This window comes from Cellulomonas shaoxiangyii (assembly GCF_004798685.1).
GTDB lineage: Bacteria > Actinomycetota > Actinomycetes > Actinomycetales > Cellulomonadaceae > Cellulomonas > Cellulomonas shaoxiangyii.
The window spans coordinates 1,192,729-1,210,122 of sequence record NZ_CP039291.1 but is presented as its reverse complement, the minus strand read 5'-3'; the positions used below and the strand labels follow the sequence as shown (position 1 = coordinate 1,210,122).

General features: G+C 78.5%; 11 protein-coding genes. 9 read left to right on the top strand and 2 right to left on the bottom strand.

Annotated features, from left to right (window positions below; genetic code table 11):
- Positions 1–213 precede the first annotated feature (213 nt).
- The 5 genes from E5225_RS05505 (at position 214) to E5225_RS05485 (ending at position 4,295) form a co-directional block, all read left to right on the top strand.
- The gene (locus E5225_RS05505) at positions 214–1,056 is read left to right on the top strand and encodes a DNA-3-methyladenine glycosylase family protein (RefSeq protein ID WP_135973503.1); all 843 of its coding nucleotides are present in this window, start codon (positions 214–216) and stop codon (positions 1,054–1,056) included.
- Positions 1,057–1,188: 132 nt separating this feature from the next.
- On the top strand, positions 1,189–1,710 hold the full coding sequence (locus E5225_RS05500) for a toxin-antitoxin system HicB family antitoxin (RefSeq protein ID WP_135973504.1): 522 nt from the start codon (positions 1,189–1,191) through the stop codon (positions 1,708–1,710).
- Positions 1,711–1,755: 45 nt separating this feature from the next.
- Positions 1,756–2,598 carry a DUF4097 family beta strand repeat-containing protein gene (locus E5225_RS05495; protein ID WP_135973505.1) on the top strand — a complete coding sequence of 281 codons (843 nt, stop codon included), beginning with the start codon at positions 1,756–1,758 and terminating at the stop codon, positions 2,596–2,598.
- A 63-nt stretch (positions 2,599–2,661) separates the two neighbouring features.
- A complete protein-coding gene (locus E5225_RS05490) occupies positions 2,662–3,471 on the top strand; it encodes an ABC transporter ATP-binding protein (protein ID WP_135973506.1) in 810 nt (269 codons plus the stop codon).
- Positions 3,471–4,295, top strand: a complete 825-nt coding sequence (locus E5225_RS05485; protein WP_135973507.1) for an ABC transporter permease — start codon at positions 3,471–3,473, stop codon at positions 4,293–4,295. Before E5225_RS05490 ends, E5225_RS05485 begins: the two co-directional genes overlap by 1 nt.
- Before the next feature lie 45 nt (positions 4,296–4,340).
- On the opposite strand, the gene E5225_RS05480 is transcribed toward E5225_RS05485, so the two are convergent.
- Together E5225_RS05480 and E5225_RS05475 are read right to left on the bottom strand one after the other, a co-directional pair.
- Complete coding sequence (locus E5225_RS05480) at positions 4,341–4,694, bottom strand: hypothetical protein (protein ID WP_135973508.1); 354 nt, start codon at positions 4,692–4,694, stop codon at positions 4,341–4,343.
- 151 nt (positions 4,695–4,845) lie between these two features.
- Positions 4,846–7,185, bottom strand: a complete 2,340-nt coding sequence (locus E5225_RS05475; RefSeq protein ID WP_135973509.1) for an esterase-like activity of phytase family protein — start codon at positions 7,183–7,185, stop codon at positions 4,846–4,848.
- A gap of 135 nt (positions 7,186–7,320) precedes the next feature.
- Between E5225_RS05475 and E5225_RS05470 the strand changes: the two genes are divergently transcribed.
- The 4 genes from E5225_RS05470 (at position 7,321) to recD (ending at position 17,391) form a co-directional block, all read left to right on the top strand.
- On the top strand, positions 7,321–8,091 hold the full coding sequence (locus tag E5225_RS05470) for a glycerophosphodiester phosphodiesterase family protein (protein WP_135973510.1): 771 nt from the start codon (positions 7,321–7,323) through the stop codon (positions 8,089–8,091).
- A gap of 89 nt (positions 8,092–8,180) precedes the next feature.
- Entirely contained in the window at positions 8,181–11,699 is a 3,519-nt protein-coding gene (gene recC / locus E5225_RS05465; protein ID WP_243738222.1) for an exodeoxyribonuclease V subunit gamma, read from the top strand.
- Positions 11,696–15,286, top strand: coding sequence for a UvrD-helicase domain-containing protein (locus tag E5225_RS05460; protein WP_135973511.1), 3,591 nt, complete (start codon positions 11,696–11,698; stop codon positions 15,284–15,286). The genes recC and E5225_RS05460 overlap by 4 nt, the downstream gene beginning before the upstream one ends.
- Entirely contained in the window at positions 15,283–17,391 is a 2,109-nt protein-coding gene (gene recD, locus E5225_RS05455) for an exodeoxyribonuclease V subunit alpha (protein ID WP_136225330.1), read from the top strand. Before E5225_RS05460 ends, recD begins: the two co-directional genes overlap by 4 nt.
- The last annotated feature ends 3 nt before the right edge of the window (positions 17,392–17,394 follow it).

Sequence of the window (17,394 nt, the reverse complement as noted above, 5' to 3'; positions counted from 1 at the left end):
CGGACACGAGGTCGTGACCCGCAGGTGAGCGGTCGGTGCGCCGACCGTTCGACCCCCAGCAGGATGGCACCGTCGGCCGGCCCGCGCATCTCGTACAGGTGACCAGGTTGCGGTGTCCCCTCGACCCGTGGCGCACCGGCCCTTGACCTGGAACGTGGCGAGCCGCACAGCCACACGTGTCCGCATGTCGGGACGGGCCCGTACCGTGGCGGCGTGCACGTCCCCGCCGAGCTCGCCGCCACCCCCGCGCTCGCCTCCCTCGCGGCCCGGGCGGTGCCGGGGGTCGAGGAGGTCGACGTGCTCGCCGGCACGGTGCGTCGCCTCGTGGACCTCGGTGCGGGACCGACGCCCGTGACGGTCACCCTGACGGGCGCCGGGGTGTCCGCGGCCGACGACGACGCGTCCCCGGCCGCGCAGCCCGCGCTCCGGCGCCTGCTGGCCCGGTGGTTCGGCGTCGACGACGACCTCGACGAGGTGCACGCGGCACTCGGCGACGACCCCGTGCTGGCCCCCCTCCTGCGCGCGCGCCCGCACCTGCGCGTGCTCGGCCACCCCGACGGGTTCGAGGCGGCCGTGCAGGCCGTGCTCACGCAGCAGGTCTCGCTGCGCGCGGGCCGCACGCTCGGCGGGCGCCTCGCGGAGGCCTACGGGCGCCCCCACCCGAGCGGCCTGCGCGCCTACCCCACGCCCGAGGCGGTCGCGGCCGCGGACCCGGTGGCGCTGCAGGCGGTCCTGCGGGTGCCCCACGCGCGCGCCGGGGCGGTGCACGCGATCGCCGCTGCGTGCGCCGACGGGCTCCGGCTGGCCCCGGGGGTGCCCGCCGCCGAGGTCCGCCGGTCGCTGCTGGCGCTGCGCGGCGTCGGCCCGTGGACGGCCGACGTCGTGGCGCTGCGCGCGCTGGGCGACCGGGACGCCTACCCCTCGGGCGACCTCGTGCTGCGCCGCGCCCTGCGGGTCCCGCACGCGCGGGACGTCGCCGCGGCGGGTCTCGCGTGGGAGGGCCGGCGGGCGTGGGCGGCCACCCACCTGTGGGCCTCGGTCGGCTACGCCGACTGAGGGGCGGGGGCGCGAGTCCGTGGACGGACCCGTCCACGTCAAGACCCGTCGGCACCACCGCGCCGGACGGTTGACACCACTCCGAGAAATTTGGCATTGCTTTGACACCACCCGTGGTGTCAGTATGACGTCATGGATCTGACCCGCTACGTCGACGACCTCCAGCACCGGCTCGCCACGGCGGCCGGCGCCGGAGGCGACGACGCCCGCGAGCTCGCGCTGCGCCTAACCGCGCCGCTCGACGCCGCGGTGCGACTGGTCCTGCTCGACGCCCTCTCGGCGGCCGCCGCCGAGATCTCCGCCGAGCTCGCGCCCGGCGCCGTGGACGTCCGGCTGCGTGCCGGCGAGCCGGAGTTCGTCGTCGCCGTCCCCGCCCCGGTCGCCGCGCCGGTCCCCACGGGCACGTCCCCCGTGGGCACGTCCCCCGCGGCCGCGCCGGACGCCGACGCGGCCGCCACCACCCGGACCACGCTCCGCCTGCCCGACCACCTCAAGTCGCAGGTCGAGGTGGCCGCCGCCCACGACGGGGTCTCCGTCAACACGTGGCTCGTCCGCACCGTCGCCGCCGCGCTCGACCTGCCCCCCGGCCGGTCCGCGCCCCAGGCGGCACCCGGCCAGCGCAGCGGCGACCGCGTCACCGGCTGGGTGCGCTGACCGCGCGCCCCACGCCCTCCACCCCGACCACGCCCTGGAGCCGTCATGCCCACCTTCCCCGCGCCCGGCCCCGTCCCGGTCCTCGTCGACGTCCCGTTCGGCAACCTGCACGTCGTCGCCGGCGACCGTGACGACGTGGTCGTCACGGTCCTGCCGGCCGAGCCCGCCAAGTCCGGCTCCGTACGCGCCGCCGAGGAGACCCGGGTCGCGCGCGACGGCGACGCCGTGACGATCGTGTACCCCGCCGCGTGGAAGCAGTACGTCCACCCGTTCTCGGCGGGCGGCGCGCGCGTCACCATCGAGCTGCCCGCCGGGTCGGACCTGCGCGGCAAGGCCGGCTCGCTGTACGCGGAGGGCCGGCTCGGCACGGTCGACCTCACCCTGAACGGCGGCGACGCCCGCATCGACGAGGCCGCCCGCCTGAGGCTCAAGGTGTCCGCGGGCGCGGTGGTCGTGCGGCGGGTCACCGGCGCCACGGAGGTCAAGGCCAGCGCCGGCGGCGTGCGCCTCGACGAGATGGCCGGCGAGGGGACCGTCCGGGCGAGCAACGGGCCCACGCAGGTCGGGTCCGTCACGGGGGTCCTCGAGATCGTCGGTGCGCACGCCGAGATCGTGGTCGGCCGCGTGCGCGGCACCCTCACCGCCAAGGCGGCCCACGCCGGCATCCGGGTCGGGCCCGTCGAGTCGGGCAACGTGCGGCTCACCTCGTCCTACGGCTCGATCGAGGTCGGCGTGCCCGAGGGCACGGCCGCCTGGCTCGACGTCGCCTCGGAGCACGGGTCGGTGCGCAACCAGCTGACTCCCACGCACGGTCCGGTCGAGGAGCAGTCCACGGCACAGGTCTTCGCGAGCACCGGGTGGGGCGACGTGATCCTGCGCCGCCCCTGAACCGCACCACCTTCCGCACGGCCCCGCACGACCCCGCACCCACCGAACGCAAGGAGAACCGCCATGACCAGCGACCTCGCCGTGGACGTGCGCGGACTGCGCAAGTCGTTCGGTGACCAGACCGTGCTCGACGGCATCGACCTCGCCGTCCGCGCGGGCACCGTCACCGCCCTGCTGGGCCCCAACGGCGCCGGCAAGACCACCACCGTGGGCATCCTGTCGACACTCCTGACGGCCGACGGCGGGACGGCGCGCGTCGCCGGCCACGACGTCGCGGCCGAGCCGCAGGCCGTGCGCGCCGCCATCGGCGTCACGGGCCAGGTCTCCGCCGTCGACGACCTGCTCACGGGCGCCGAGAACCTGCGCCTGATGACGTCGCTGCACCACCTGGGCCGGCGGGCCGGACGCGAGCGCGTCGACGCGCTGCTCGAGCAGTTCGGCCTGGTCGACGCGGCGCGCAAGCCGGTCTCGACGTGGTCCGGCGGCATGCGCCGCAAGCTCGACCTCGCGATGACGCTGGTCGGCTCGCCGGCCGTCGTCTTCCTCGACGAGCCGACCACGGGCCTGGACCCGCGCAGCCGCCGCACGCTGTGGGACGAGGTGCGCGCCCTCGTGGCGGCCGGCACCACGATCCTGCTGACGACCCAGTACCTCGAGGAGGCGGACCGGCTGGCGGACCGCGTCGCCGTGCTCGACGGCGGCCGCGTCGTCGCCGAGGGCACGCCCGCCGAGCTCAAGTCGGCGCACGACGCCGGGTCGCTCGACGACGTCTTCCTGCGCCTCACCGAGCCGTCGACGGAGCCCGCGACAGGGCCCTCGACGCGGTCCTCGACGCAGCCCGCGACCGACCCGACCTCGAAGGAGGTGGCCTGATGACCACCGCGACGATCGCCCCGGCGCCCGCCGCCCGCCCGCTGGCGGACACCCTCACCATGCTGCGCCGCAGCCTGCTGCGCGCCGTCCGCTACCCCGGCCTCACGGTCTTCCTGGTCGCCGGCCCGCTCGTGGTGCTGCTGCTGTTCGTCTACGTCTTCGGCGGTGCGTTCGGGGCCGGGGTGGCACCGGGCGTGACCCCGGGTGCGGAGGGCCGCGCGGCCTACCTCGACTACATCGCCCCGACGCTGCTCGTCATGACCGTCGTCGGCGGCGCGACGTCGGTCGCCGTGAGCGCCGCGATGGACGCCACCGGCGGCATCATGGCGCGCTTCCGGACCATGCCCATCGCGTCGGGGTCGGTGCTGGCCGGCCACGTGCTCGGCTTCGCGGTGCAGGCCCTCGCCGCCGTCGCGCTCGTGCTCGCGGCGGCGGTGGCGATGGGCTACCGACCCGGTGCCGGCCCGCTCGAGTGGCTCGGGCTGCTCGGCCTGTGCGTCCTGCTCGCGTGCGCGCTCAACTGGGTGTGCGTCGCCATGGGCCTCAACGCCGGCAGTGTCGAGACGGCCAGCAACACCCCGATGATCCTGCTGCTCCTGCCGTTCCTCGGCAGCGGCTTCGTGCCCGTCGAGACCATGCCCACCGCCGTGCGCTGGTTCGCCGAGTACCAGCCCTTCACGCCGATCATCGAGACCGCCCGCGGCCTGCTGGACGGCGCGCCCCTCGACGGGACGACGACGGCCCTCGCGCTCGGCTGGTGCGTGCTCCTCGGCGCGCTCGGGTACGCGTGGGCGCGGGCGCTGTACCGGCGCGAGCGCCACTGAGGCGCACGGGCCGCCCGGGCCGCGCCGGGCGCCCGGGGCCGGGCGCTACCCCGCGCGGTCCACGCGGCCGGTCCCCGCTCCCCCCGCGCCGGCCCCCCGCCCGCGCTCGGGCGGCACGAACCAGCTGACGGACCGCGCCACGTCGCCCGCGCGCAGCCAGGTGTGCCGCTCGGAGCGCGGGTCGCCCGGGTCGTCCCGCCAGGCGACCATGACGTGCCCACGGGTCCACCGCACCGCCCGCGCCGGCCGCCACTCCTCCGTGCCGTCCGTCCACACGACCCGCACGATGACGGGCACGTCACCCTGCGGACGGGTCGGGATCCCCTCCGGCACCTCGCTGTTGGCCACCTCCCGGCGGCCGGGCGGAGGTGGTGCGAGCGGGGCGGGACGGTCGGGCATGGCACCCATCGTATCGAACATGTGTTCGACCCGATCACTCGGCGGCGCACCTCACCCGCTCGTACGGGGACGCGCCGACCCCGGCGCGTCCCCGTGGCCCGCACCGGCGGCGGCCCCCGCCCCTCCCCGCGCGGGCCGCCGCCGGCAGTCGTCAGCCGACCGTCGCCACCGCGACGTCCGGGTGGTCGGCGAAGACCGCGTCGACCCCGGCGTCGACGAACGTGCGGATCTCGGCGGGCAGGTCGCCGTGCGCGGCGGGGTCGGCACCGCTGCGCAGCTCCGCGGGCAGGAACTGGTTCTCGGCGCGGAACGTCCAGGCGTGGACCTCGAGGCCGGCGCGGTGCGCGTCCCGCACGACGCGGGTGGGCGACCCCAGTGTCGCGTCCGCCTCGCGCGGGATCACGACGTCCTTGCACAGCCCCACGGCGTCGGCGTAGCGCGCGACGTCCCGGAGACCGGGCCGCGTCACCAGGTCGGCGTACGTGCGCGGGTCACCCGCCGCGACGAGGTCCCAGGGCGCCCCCGTGCAGTTGACGAGCTGCGCGAGCGGGACGCGCGTGAGCCGGTCGAGCTCGCGCAGGTTGCCGGTCTCGAAGCTCTGGATCACGACGGGCGCCCGGCGGTCGTCCAGGCCGGCCGCACGCAGCGCCGCGACGAGCGGCTCCTCGAGCGAGAGCCCGACCGAGTCGAAGTACGAGGGGTGCTTCGTCTCCGGGTACACGCCGACGGGCGCGCCGTCGCACGTCACGGAGTGCCGCGCGAGGTCGAGCACCTCGGCGAGCGTCGGCACCTCGTAGAGGCCGTCGAAGGCGACGTTCCCCGGCCGCAGCGCCGGGATGCGCTCCCTCGCGCGCAGGGTGCGCAGCTCGGCGAGCGTGAGGTCCTCGGTGAACCAGCCCGTGACCTCCTGGCCGTCCACCGTCTTCGTCGTGCGCCGGTCCGCGAGCTCGGGGCGGGTCGCGACGTCCGTCGTCCCGCTGATCTCGTTCTCGTGCCGCGCGACCAGCACGCCGTCCTTGGTCGACACGACGTCGGGCTCGATCCAGTCGGCGCACTGCCGGATGGCGAGCGCGTAGGCGGCGAGCGTGTGCTCCGGCCGGTACCCGCTCGCGCCGCGGTGCGCGATCACGTCGACGTCGCCGGGCGTCACCCGCTCGCGCCGCAGCTCGACCACGGCCAGCTCGGTGTCGTCCGGCGTCCCCGGCACACGCGCCGCGTTGCCCGGGTAGTTGTTGTCGTTGCCGATGAGCAGGCGGCCGTCCGCGAGCCGCACGACCGTCTCGAACGACTGCACGGGCAGGGCGAACGGGTCGCCGGTGCCGTAGCCGTCGCCCGCGCCGATGCCGTGCGGGTTCGCGATCGCGAGCGCGTCGAGCACGAGCTCCTTCTCCAGGAACCCCTCCCGGTCGGTGCGGCGCAGGTCGACGCGGTAGACGCGCTTGACGACCGCCGCGGCGCCGTCCCAGTTGTCCCGCTCGACCAGCAGCATCTCGTGCCTGCCGACCCAGAACGCGTCACCCACGAGGTCGCCGTCGCGGTCGGCGCGGTAGTCCCACGTGCGGCCCGTGTAGGCGTTCCGGCGGGTGTCGAACTCGTGCACGACGCGGCGGCGCTGGTCCGGGTCGGCCGTGTAGGCGTTCTCGAGGACCGGGTAGAGGTAGCGGCCGTCGCGCAGGCCGCCGAGCGCCTCGAAGCCCGCGGACGGGCGGACCGTCGGCTGCTCCCCCGGCGCGAGGTAGGGGTTCTGCGGCGACGTGGCACCGGGCAGCGGGACCGGGGGCGCCAGCAGCCTGCCCGTCGCGTCGACGTGCAGGAGGAACGGCCCGAACTCCTCACCGATCCAGAAGGAGCCGTCGGGGGCGCGCACGACCGACTCGACGTCGAAGTCCGCGCCGGTCAGGAGCCGCTCGGGGGTGCCCTCGTGGGTGATCGGGAAGCCCACGTGCCCGTCGGGGTCCCGCAGCGCCAGGTGCTCGCCCACGCGGAGCTCGCCGCTGCCGCCGGCGGCCGTCTGCCAGTCCGCCGTCACGCGGTAGAGGCGCAGGAGGAAGTCGGCGGAGTTGGCCTTGGTGCCGAAGCCGTTGTCCGGCAGCGCCCAGAAGGTGCCGTCGCCGGCGTCGACGACGCCCGAGAAGCCCGGGACCACCTGCCCGGCGAACGGGCCCTGGCGGCCGTTCGCCGGGGTGGCGAGGGCACCGGAGGGCGGGCCGTCGGCGAGGAAGTCGGCCGGCAGGGTGGCGCGGGCGACCAGCGTCGGGACGACCGCCGTGCGCCGGTCACGGCCGGGGCCGTGACCCGGGGTGCGCGCCCCCGGGCCCGCGTCCGTGCCGACGTCCGTGCCGACGTCCGCTGGTGCGGGGGCCCGGACGGCCGCCACGGACGCGGCCACGGGGGATGACGCCGCGGCGGACGTCGCGGTGCCCGCGCCGAGCGCGAGGGCGAGGGCGAGGGCGAGGGCGAGGGCGAGGGGAGGCACGACGCTGCGTCTCATTCCTCCAGTGAAACGGACGAACCCGGCGGAACGCCGTCCGACCGGCGGGTGCGCGGTGACGGCCGGGTGAACTCGCGACGGTCGCCCGGCGGGTCGGCCGTGCGGAGGGGGGCGGTCACGGGTGAGGGTGGACGCGTGGTCCACCCCTACCTCGACGACCCGTCCGGCGTCGTCGCCCTCGCGCACCGCGGCTTCTCCCTCGACGGCCGGGAGAACTCGCTCGCCGCGTTCGCCGCCGCCGTCGACCTCGGGTTCCGCTACGTCGAGACGGACGCGCACGCGACCGGCGACGGCGTGGCCGTCGCGCTGCACGACGCCACGCTCGACCGCACCACGGACGGCCGGGGGCGCGTGGCCGACCTGCCGTGGTCCGCGGTGGCGCGGGCGCGGATCGGGGGCACCGAGCCCGTCCCGCGGCTCGACGAGCTCCTCGGCACGTGGCCGGACCTGCGCGTGAACGTCGACGTCAAGGACGCGCGCGCGGTCGGCCCGGTCGCGGCGGCCGTCGAGCGCACCCGAGCGCACGACCGCGTGTGCGTCACCTCGTTCTCGCGGGCGCGCCGGCTGGCGACCCTCGCGCGGCTGACCCGGCCCGTCGCGACGTCGGCGGGGACGCGCGAGGTCGCGCTCTTCCTCGCGGCGCACCGCGCCCACGCGTCGCGCGCCGCCGCACGCGCGCTGCGCGACGTCGACTGCCTGCAGGTGCCGGCCGCGCACGGGCGCCTGCGCGTCGTGGACGCCGGCACGGTGGCCGCCGCGCACGCGGCCGGGCGCGCGGTGCACGTGTGGACCGTGAACGAGCCCGCGACCATGCACCACCTGCTCGACCTGGGCGTGGACGGGATCGTCACCGACCGCGCCGACCTGCTGCGCGACGTGCTGCGGGCGCGCGGCGCCTGGCTCTGACCCGACCCCAGCCCTCGGTGGCCCACCCCTCGTCCCCCGGTCGTGGAGGCGCCCCGGAGGTGTCGTGGCGGTCGGCTAGCGTGCGTCGCGTGACGGGTCCCGGAGGTGACGGCGGACGCCTGCGCGTGCACACCGCCGCGCGGGCGGACGTGCTCGTCGACGCGCTCGCGGACCTGCTCGCGCAGCAGCCGCCGGACGCCGACCCCTTCGCGCCCGAGGTCGTCGCGGTGCCGACCCGCGGCGTCGAGCGGTGGGTCGCGCAGCGCCTCTCGCACCGGCTCGGGGCGGGCCCCGACGGCGAGGGAGGCGTGTGCGCGCGCATCGACTTCGACCCGCCCGCCCGGCTCGTGCGCCGCGTCGTGGCGGTCGCCGGCGGCGTCGACCCCGATGCCGACCCCTGGGAGCCGGAGCGGCTCGCGTGGGCGGTGCTGCGCGTGCTCGACGACGCCACGGCCGGCGCGGAGCCCTGGGCCGGGCCGCTCGCGCGGCACGTCGGCGCACCGGCCGACGTCGCGCAGGGCCCCGGCCCCGGCTCCGGCTCCGGCCCCGGCAGCAGCGACGCGCGGAACGGGCGGCGGCTGCGCCTCGCGCAGCGGCTCGCCGCCACGTTCACCGCCTACGCCGCACAGCGCCCCGGGCTCGTCACCGCGTGGGCGGCGGGCCGCGACGACGACGGGCGCGGCGACGTGCTGCCCCGCGACCTGGCCTGGCAGCCACCGCTGTGGCGGGCGGTCCGCGCGGCCGTCGGCACGCCCAGCCCCGCCGAGCGGCTGGACGCGGCCGTGCGGTCCCTGCGCGCCGACCCCGGGGTCGTGGACCTGCCCGCCCGGCTGTCCGTGCTCGGCGCCACCCGGCTGCCCGAGGCGCACCTCGACGTGCTCGACGCGCTCGCCGCCCACCGCGACGTCCACCTGTGGCTCCCCCACCCGTCGCCCGTGCTGTGGGATCGCGCCGCCGCGGTGACGCGGCCCGGTCCGGCGCCCCGCCGCCGGGACGCCGTGGCCGTCGCGCGGCACCCGCTGCTCGCGTCCACCGCGCGCGACGCCACGGAGCTCGGCGTGCGCCTCGCCTCCCGCGACGCCGCCGTGACGCACCACCCCGTCGCCGCACCGCCCTCCACCGTCCTCGGCGCGCTCCAGGCGGCCCTGCGCGCCGACGCCCGGCCCGAGCGACGGGTGCGCGTCGCCGCCGAGGACCGCACGGTCCAGGTGCACGCGTGCCACGGGCGGGCCCGGCAGGTCGAGGTGCTGCGCGAGGCGCTCCTCGGGCTGCTCGCCGACGACGCCACGCTGCAGCCCCGCGACGTCGTCGTCCTCTGCCCCGACGTCGAGGCGTTCGCCCCCCTGGTGGTGGCCGCGTTCGGCGCGGCCGCGGAGGACGGCCGGACGGGCGCGCCGGACGACGCACCACCCCACCCCGGCCGCACGTTGCGCGTCCGCGTGGCCGACCGCGCGCCCGCGCGCACCAACCCCGTGCTGCGCGTGGTCGCCGACCTGCTCGTCCTCGCGGGGTCCCGCGTCACGGCCTCGGCGGTGCTGGACCTCGCGGACGTCGCGGCGGTGCGGCGCCGGTTCGGGTTCGACGACGCCGCACTCGAGCGCATGCGCGCCTGGACCCTCGCATCGGGCGTGCGCTGGGGCGAGGACGTCGGCCGGCGCGCACGCTACGGGCTGGGCGCCGTCGCGCAGGGCACCTGGCGCACCGGTACCGACCGGCTCCTGCTCGGCGTCGCCATGGCCGAGGAGGACCACCGGTTCGTCGGGTCCGCGCTGCCGCTCGACGACGTCGACAGCACCGAGGTCGACCTGGCCGGCCGGTTCGCCGAGCTCGTCGACCGGCTCACCGGCCTGCTCGCCGACCTGGACGGCGCACGGCCCGCCGACGCGTGGTTCGCCACCCTCGAGCGTGCGCTCGTGCTGCTCACCGACGCGGCGCCCGCCGACGCCTGGCAGCTGGTCGAGGCGCGCACCGTCCTCGCCGACGCCCGCGCGTCGGCGGACGGCCACGGTGACGTGCCGCTGCGCCTGGCGGACGTCGTCGCCCTGCTCGAGCCGCGCCTCGCGGGGCGTCCCACCCGCGCGGGGTTCCGCACGGGTGCCCTCACGGTGTGCTCGCTCGAGCCCATGCGGGCGGTGCCGCACCGCGTCGTCGCGCTCCTCGGCATGGACGACGGCGTCTTCCCGCGCCCCTCGCACGGCGCCGGGGACGACGTGCTCGCGCGCGACCCGCTCGTCGGCGAGCGGGACCGCCGGTCGGAGGACCGGCAGCTCTTCCTCGACGCGGTGCTCGCCGCGGGCGACCACCTCGTCGTCGTGCACACGGGGGCGGACGAGCGCACGGGTGCGCCGCGCCCGCCCGCGGTGCCCGTCGGCGAGCTCCTCGACGCCCTGGAGGAGACGGTCGAGCGCGCGGACGGGCGGCCGGTGCGCGATGCGCTGGTCGTGCACCACCCGCTGCAGACGGTCGACGAGCGCAACTTCGTGGCCGGCGCCCTGGGGCGGCCCGGCCCGTTCAGCTTCGACGACGTGGACCGGCGGGCGGCGACGGCCGCGCGGGGGCCCCGCTCGCCGCGCCCCCCGCTGCTCGTCGGCGCGCTCCCGCCGCCGGCGCCGGACGTGGTCGGCGGCGGGCAGGGCGACCTGGCGGGGACGGCGGGCGTCGTCGAGCTCGACGACCTGGTCCGCGTGCTGGAGCACCCGGTCCGCGCGTTCGTGCGCCAGCGTCTGCGCGCGGTCCTCCCGCACGACGTCGACGACCTCGACGACCGGCTGCCGCTGCGGCTCGACCCGCTCGACGCGTACGCCGCCGGCGACCGGCTGCTCACGGCGGTGCTCGACGGCGTGGACCTCGCGCGCGCCGCGGCGGCCGAGCGGCGCCGCGGCGACGTGCCGCCCGGGGCGCTGGGCTCGGCGGAGCTCGGCGACGTCGGCACGCGCGTCGAGGCCGTCGCCGCGGCCGCCCGCCCGCTGCTCGCCGCCGCACCGACGACGGTCGACGTCACCGTGCCGCTGCCGGACGGGCGCGTCCTGACGGGGACCGTCGCCGGCGTGCGGGGCGACGTGCTGGTGCGAGCTGTCTACGCCCGGCTGGGGCCACGGCACCGGCTGCGGGCATGGGTGCAGCTCCTCGCGCTCGCCGCCGCGGGCGAGCCCGGTGGCACGCCGGTGGGCACGCCGGTGCGCGCCGCCGCCACCGTGGGGCGCGGGCCGGGCACGCGTCCCACGGCGGCGACGTCGTGGCTGCGGGCGCCGGAGCCCGCGAGCGCGCGCGAGGTCCTCGGCCGGCTGGTCGCCCTGCGCGACCGCGCGCTGTGCGCACCGCTGCCCCTGCCGACGGCCGCGGCCGCCACGTACGCCCAGCGCCGGCACGGGCACGACGACCCGGCGGGTGCCCTCGCCGACGCCGAGCAGACGCTGCGCGCCCGGCACGAGGACGAGGACGACCACCTGCGGCTCGCGTGGGGCGACGGCTTCCGGCTGGCGTCGGTCGCCGGCGACCCGGAGCCCGCCGACCGCGCCGCGTGGCCGGACGACCCGACGCTGCTGGGCGCCCTCGCGCGGACGCTGTGGGAGGACCTGCTGCGGCACGAGACGGGGGGCCCGCCGTGACCACCGCCGCACCGGCCACGACGCCGGTCTTCGACGTGTGCGGGCCGCTGCCCACCGGCACCACGGTGCTGGAGGCGAGCGCCGGCACGGGCAAGACGTTCACCATCGCCGCCCTCGCCACGCGGTGGGTGGCCGAGGGCCACGCCGAGCTGCCCGAGCTGCTCGTCGTGACGTTCGGGCGGGCCGCGACCAGCGAGCTGCGCGACCGCGTCCGCGAGCGGCTCGTGCGCACCGAGCGCGCGCTGCGCGACACCACCGCCCGCACGAGCGACGACGCGCTCGTGCGCCACCTCGCCGACGTCGACGACGCCGAGCTGGCGCGCCGCCGCGGGCGCCTGACCGTGGCGCTGTCCCAGGTCGACGCGGCGACGATCACGACGACGCACGGCTTCTGCCGCCAGGTGCTGCGCTCGCTCGGCACCGCCACCACGACCGGGGACGTGGACGCCGACGCCACCCTGCTGCCGGACGTCGCCGACCTCGAGGCGGAGGTGGTCGACGACCTGTACCTCGCGGCCTACGCGGGCAGGCCGGCGCCCCCGCTGTCGGTCGAGGAGGCACGCCAGGTGGCCCGCGCCGCGGTCAGCGACCACTCGGCGACCCTCGCCCCCGCGGACGCGGACCCCGGCAGCCCGCCGGACCACCGGTTCCGGCTCGCGCACGCCGTCCGCCGCGAGCTCGGGCGCCGCAAGCGCGCGGGCCGCCTCGTCGACTACGACGACCTCCTCGTCCTGCTCCGCGACGCCCTGACCGACCCGGAGACGGGCGACGACGCGGCGGCACGCGTCCGCGCGCCGTACCGGGTCGTGCTGGTCGACGAGTTCCAGGACACCGACCCCGTGCAGTGGGACGTGCTGCGGACCGCGTTCCACGGGCACCGCACGCTCGTCCTCATCGGTGACCCCAAGCAGGCGATCTACGCGTTCCGCGGCGCCGACGTGCACACCTACCTCGCGGCCCGCGCGGTCGCGACGACCGCCACCCTGGGCCGCAGCTGGCGCGCCGACCCGGCGGTGCTCACCGGTCTCGGGCACCTGCTCGGCGGTGCGGCGCTCGGCGACCCGCGGATCGTGGTGCACCCCGTCGAGCCCGGCCGGTCCGGACGCCGGCTCGACGGCGGCCCGCCGGTCGTGGTGCGCCGCGTCACCCGGCGCGCCGTCGGGTCCGGCAGCGCGGCGCCGCGCGTGGACGCGGTGCGCGCGGTCGTCCAGCGCGACGTCGCCGCGCAGGTCGTCCGCGCGCTCGACGGCACACGGCTGCGCGACGGCGAGAGGTGGCGTCCGCTGCGTCCGGGGGACGTCGCGGTGCTGGCCCGCCGCAACGCCGACGCGCTCGCGGTCCGGGACGCCCTCGTCGCCGCCGGCGTCCCCGCGGTCGTGTCCGGGCTGTCCAGCGTGTTCGCGACGCCGGCGGCACGCGACTGGCTGGTCCTGCTCAGCGCCCTGGCGGGGACGGGTGACGCCGGGCGGGTCGCAGCGGCGGCGCTCACGCCGTTCGTCGGGTGGGACGCACGACGCCTCGCGGGCGCCGGCGACGCCGAGCGCGAGGACCTGGCCGACCGGCTGCGCGCCTGGTCGCACGTGCTCACCGGCCAGGGGGTCGCCGCACTCGTGGAGGCGACGGCCGCAGCCGGCCTGCACGAGCGCCTGCTGCGTCGCGCCGACGGCGAGCGCGCGCTGACGGACGTCCGGCACGTCGGCGAGGTCCTGCACGCCGCCGCCCGCGAGCGGGGCCTCGGCCCCGCGGCCCTGACCGAGTGGCTGCGCGCCCGCATCGACGAGGCCGCGGTCGACTACGCCGAGGAGCGCAGCCGGCGCCTCGAGACCGACGCGGCGGCGGTGCAGGTCGTCACGGTGCACGCGGCGAAGGGGCTCGAGTTCCCGGTCGTGCTCGTGCCGTTCGCGTGGGACCGGTTCGTGCCCCGCGACCCCGCGGTGCTGCGGTACCACGACGCCGACGGCACCCGCCGGCTCCACGTGGGCGGCCGCGGCAGCCCGGGCTACGACGAGGCCCGCGCGCTGCACCAGGCCGAGGAGGCGGGCGAGGACCTGCGGCTCGCGTACGTCGCCCTCACCCGTGCCAGCAGCCAGGTCGTCGTGTGGTGGGCGCCGAGCACGGTGTCCGCGGCGGGTGCGGTCGGCCGGCTCGTGCTCGGCGCGCGCGACCCCGACGGCAGCCCGCCGGCCACCGTGCCGGTGCCGCGGGACGACGAGGCGGCCGCCGGGTTCGACGCGCTCGCCGCCCGCAGCGGCGGCACGGTCGTCCACGAGGTCGTCGACGGTCCGCCGCCGTCGGCGCACTGGCACCCGCCGGCGGGCGGACGGACCGTCCTCGACGTCGCCCGCCTGCGGCGGGACGTCGACACGTCGTGGCGTCGCACGTCCTACTCCGGGCTCACCGCGGGCGCCCACGCGGGCCCTCCCGGCACCGCCGCGGCGCCGCTGCCCGAGGACGCGCCCGGCGTCGCCGACGAGCCGGAGGCACCCGGCATCCGGGACGAGCCCGTGGAGGCCCCGGCGCCCGCCCTCGCCCTGGCACCCGCCGCGCCGCGGGACGACGCGGAGGCCCTCCTGCGCTCCGTGGCCTCCCCGCTGGCGGACCTGCCCGGTGGCACCGCGTTCGGCACGCTGGTGCACGGCGTGCTCGAGCAGGTCGACACGGCCGCCGCCGACCTGGCGGCCGAGGTCGCGGGCCGCTGCCGCCGCGCGGCACCGGGGTCGGGCGTGGACCCCGACCGCCTCGCCGCGGCGCTCCTCCCCGTGCTGCACACCCCCGGCGGCCCGCTGCTCGGCGGGCGCACGCTCGCCGAGATCGACCCGCGGGACCGGCTGGCGGAGCTCGACTTCGAGCTCCCGCTCGCCGGCGGGGACGACGCCGGCGTGCGTGCGGGCGGGCACACCGGCACGGGTGGGCCGTCGCAGGCCGCGCCGCGGGGTGGCCGCCGGACCGGCCGGCCGGCGCGGCTGCGGGACGTCGCCGCGCTCGTCGACGCGCACCTGCCCGCGGGCGACCCCTTCCACCCGTGGGCCGGGCGGCTCGCCGACCTCGACCGCCGACCCACCGGGCGTGGACCTGCCGCGCCGGGCACGGGCGGGCCGGGTACGGGTACGGGCACAGGCACGGGTACGACAGGCACCGCACGGCCCGGTCCGCACGGTCCCGGGGCCCTGCGCGGCTACCTGACCGGCAGCATCGACGCGGTCCTGCGGGTGCCCGGCCCCGACGGCCCACGGTTCGTCGTCGTGGACTACAAGACCAACCGCCTTGCACCGCCCGACGAGCCGCTCACCGCCTGGCACTACCGCCCCGAGGCGCTCGTGGCGGCGATGACGGACGCCCACTACCCGCTGCAGCTGCTGCTGTACACGGTCGCGCTGCACCGCTACCTCCGCTGGCGGTTGCCCGGCTACGACCCCGACCGGCACCTGGGCGGCGGCGCGTACCTGTTCGTCCGGGGCATGTGCGGCCCGGGCACGCCCGTCGTCGGGGACGACCCCTGCGGAGTGCTGTCGTGGCGTCCCCCGACCGCGCTCGTGGTGGCGCTCTCTGCACTGCTCGACGGCGCGCCGGACGGGGGCGGCGCATGAGCGAGCCCGGTGGGACGACGTCCGACGTGGGCCGCGACGTGGGCGGCGGCGTGCTCGGCGGCGGCGTGCTCGGCGGCGGCGAGCTCGGCGACGGCGTGCTCGGCGACGGCGCGGCGCGCACGCCCTGGCGCGCCGGGCCGCTGCTCGGCGCGTTCGCGGCCGCCGGCGTGCTGACGGCCGCGGACGTGCGCGTGGCCGAGCGGCTGGGCGCGCTGACGGGCGAGGCGGACGAGCGCGTCCGGCTCGCGGCCGCGCTCGCGGTGCGCGCGGTCCGCGGCGGGTCGGTGTGCGTGTCGCTCGCCGACGCGGTCGCCCTCGTGGACGTCGGTGACCCCGGACCCGGCCGGATCGAGGCGGGCGGGCGCGAGGCCGCAGGTCCCGGACCCGGTACGCCGGACGCCGGGCCCGCCGTCCTGCCGTGGCCGGAACCGGACGCCTGGGCCGCGGCCGTCCGTGCCAGCGCCATGGTCGCGGACGGCCCGGCGGGTCCGGCGGACCGGCCGGTCCGCTGGGTCGACGGGCGCGTGTACCTCGACCGCTACTGGCGGGACGAGCAGCTGGTCCGGCACGAGGTCGACGCCCGACTCGCCGCCGCGCTCCCCGCCGACGACGCGGCGGTCCGGCGGGCGGTCGCCGCCCGCTTCCCCCGGCCCGCGGACACGCGCCAGCGCCTGGCCGCGGCGACCGCCGCGGTCTCGCGGCTCACGGTGCTCACGGGGGGTCCGGGCACCGGCAAGACCACCACGGTCGCGCGACTCGTCGCGGTGCTGCGCGACGTGCACGGCACGGACCTGCGGGTCGCGCTCGCCGCACCGACCGGCAAGGCCGCCGCCCGCCTGCAGGAGGCCGTCGACGCGGAGCTCGCGGAGCTCGCCGCGGCCTCCGGCGCCCCGCGCCCGGCCGTCCTGCACGCGTCGACCCTGCACCGCCTGCTCGGCGCGCGTCCGGGCGGTGGCACCCGGTTCCGGCACGACCGCGCGCACCGGCTCCCGCACGACGTCGTCGTGGTCGACGAGGCGTCGATGGTGTCGCTGCCCCTGCTCGCGCGCCTGCTCGAGGCGCTGCGCCCCGACGCCCGGCTCGTGCTCGTCGGGGACCCCGACCAGCTGGCGTCGGTGGAGGTGGGAGCCGTGCTCGGCGACCTCGTCGCACGGGTCCCACCGGCGGGGTCCCTGCCCGCCCGCCTCGCCGCGCTCGTCCCGGACGACGCCCCGCCGCCGCTCACGGCCGCCGGCGGCACCGGCACCGGCCCCACCACCACCGGCACCGGCACCGGGCCCCCCGTGGTCACCGACGCCGACCGCTCCGACGACGCCCGGGACCGCCGCGCGCTGCGTGGGGGCGTCGTCCGGCTCACCGTGCCGCACCGCTTCGGCGCCGACCTCGGTGCGCTCGCCGAGGCGGTCCGGCGCGGCCGCGCGGACGAGGCGCTGGGGCTGCTGCGTGCGGGCGGCCCGCACGTGCAGCTGGTCGAGACCGCGGACGCGGCGCCGACGGCCGCGGAGGTCGGCGGCGTCCGGGCCGACGTGGCCGCCGCCGGTGCGGCGGTCGTCGCGGCCGCGCGCGCCGGGGACGCCGCGGGCGCGCTGGACGCACTGGGCCGGCACCGGCTCCTGCTCGCCCACCGCCGGGGCCCCGCGGGCGTGGCGCTGTGGTCGGCCGTGGCGCAGCGGTGGGTGACCGAGGCGGCGGGGGCCGACGACGGCGGCGGACCCTGGGCGGTGGGCGCGCCGCTGCTCGTGACGACCAACGACCGCACGACGGGCCTCGCCAACGGCGACACGGGCGTGGTCGTCGACGACGGGAGCGGAGGCGTCGTGGTCGCGTTCGGGACGGCCGGCGCACCCCGCCTGGTGCGCCCCCACCGGCTGCCGGCCGTCGAGCTCGTGCACGCCATGACGGTGCACCGGGCGCAGGGCAGCCAGTTCGCGCGGGTGTCGGTCCTGCTGCCGCCCGCCACGTCCCCCCTGCTCACGCGCGAGCTGCTCTACACGGCGGTCACCCGCGCGCGGGACGTCGTGCGGGTCGTCGGCACGGCGGAGGCCGTGCAGGCCGCGGTGCAGCGCCCGGTGCGACGGGCGAGCGGGCTGCTCTTCCCGCGCTGAGCG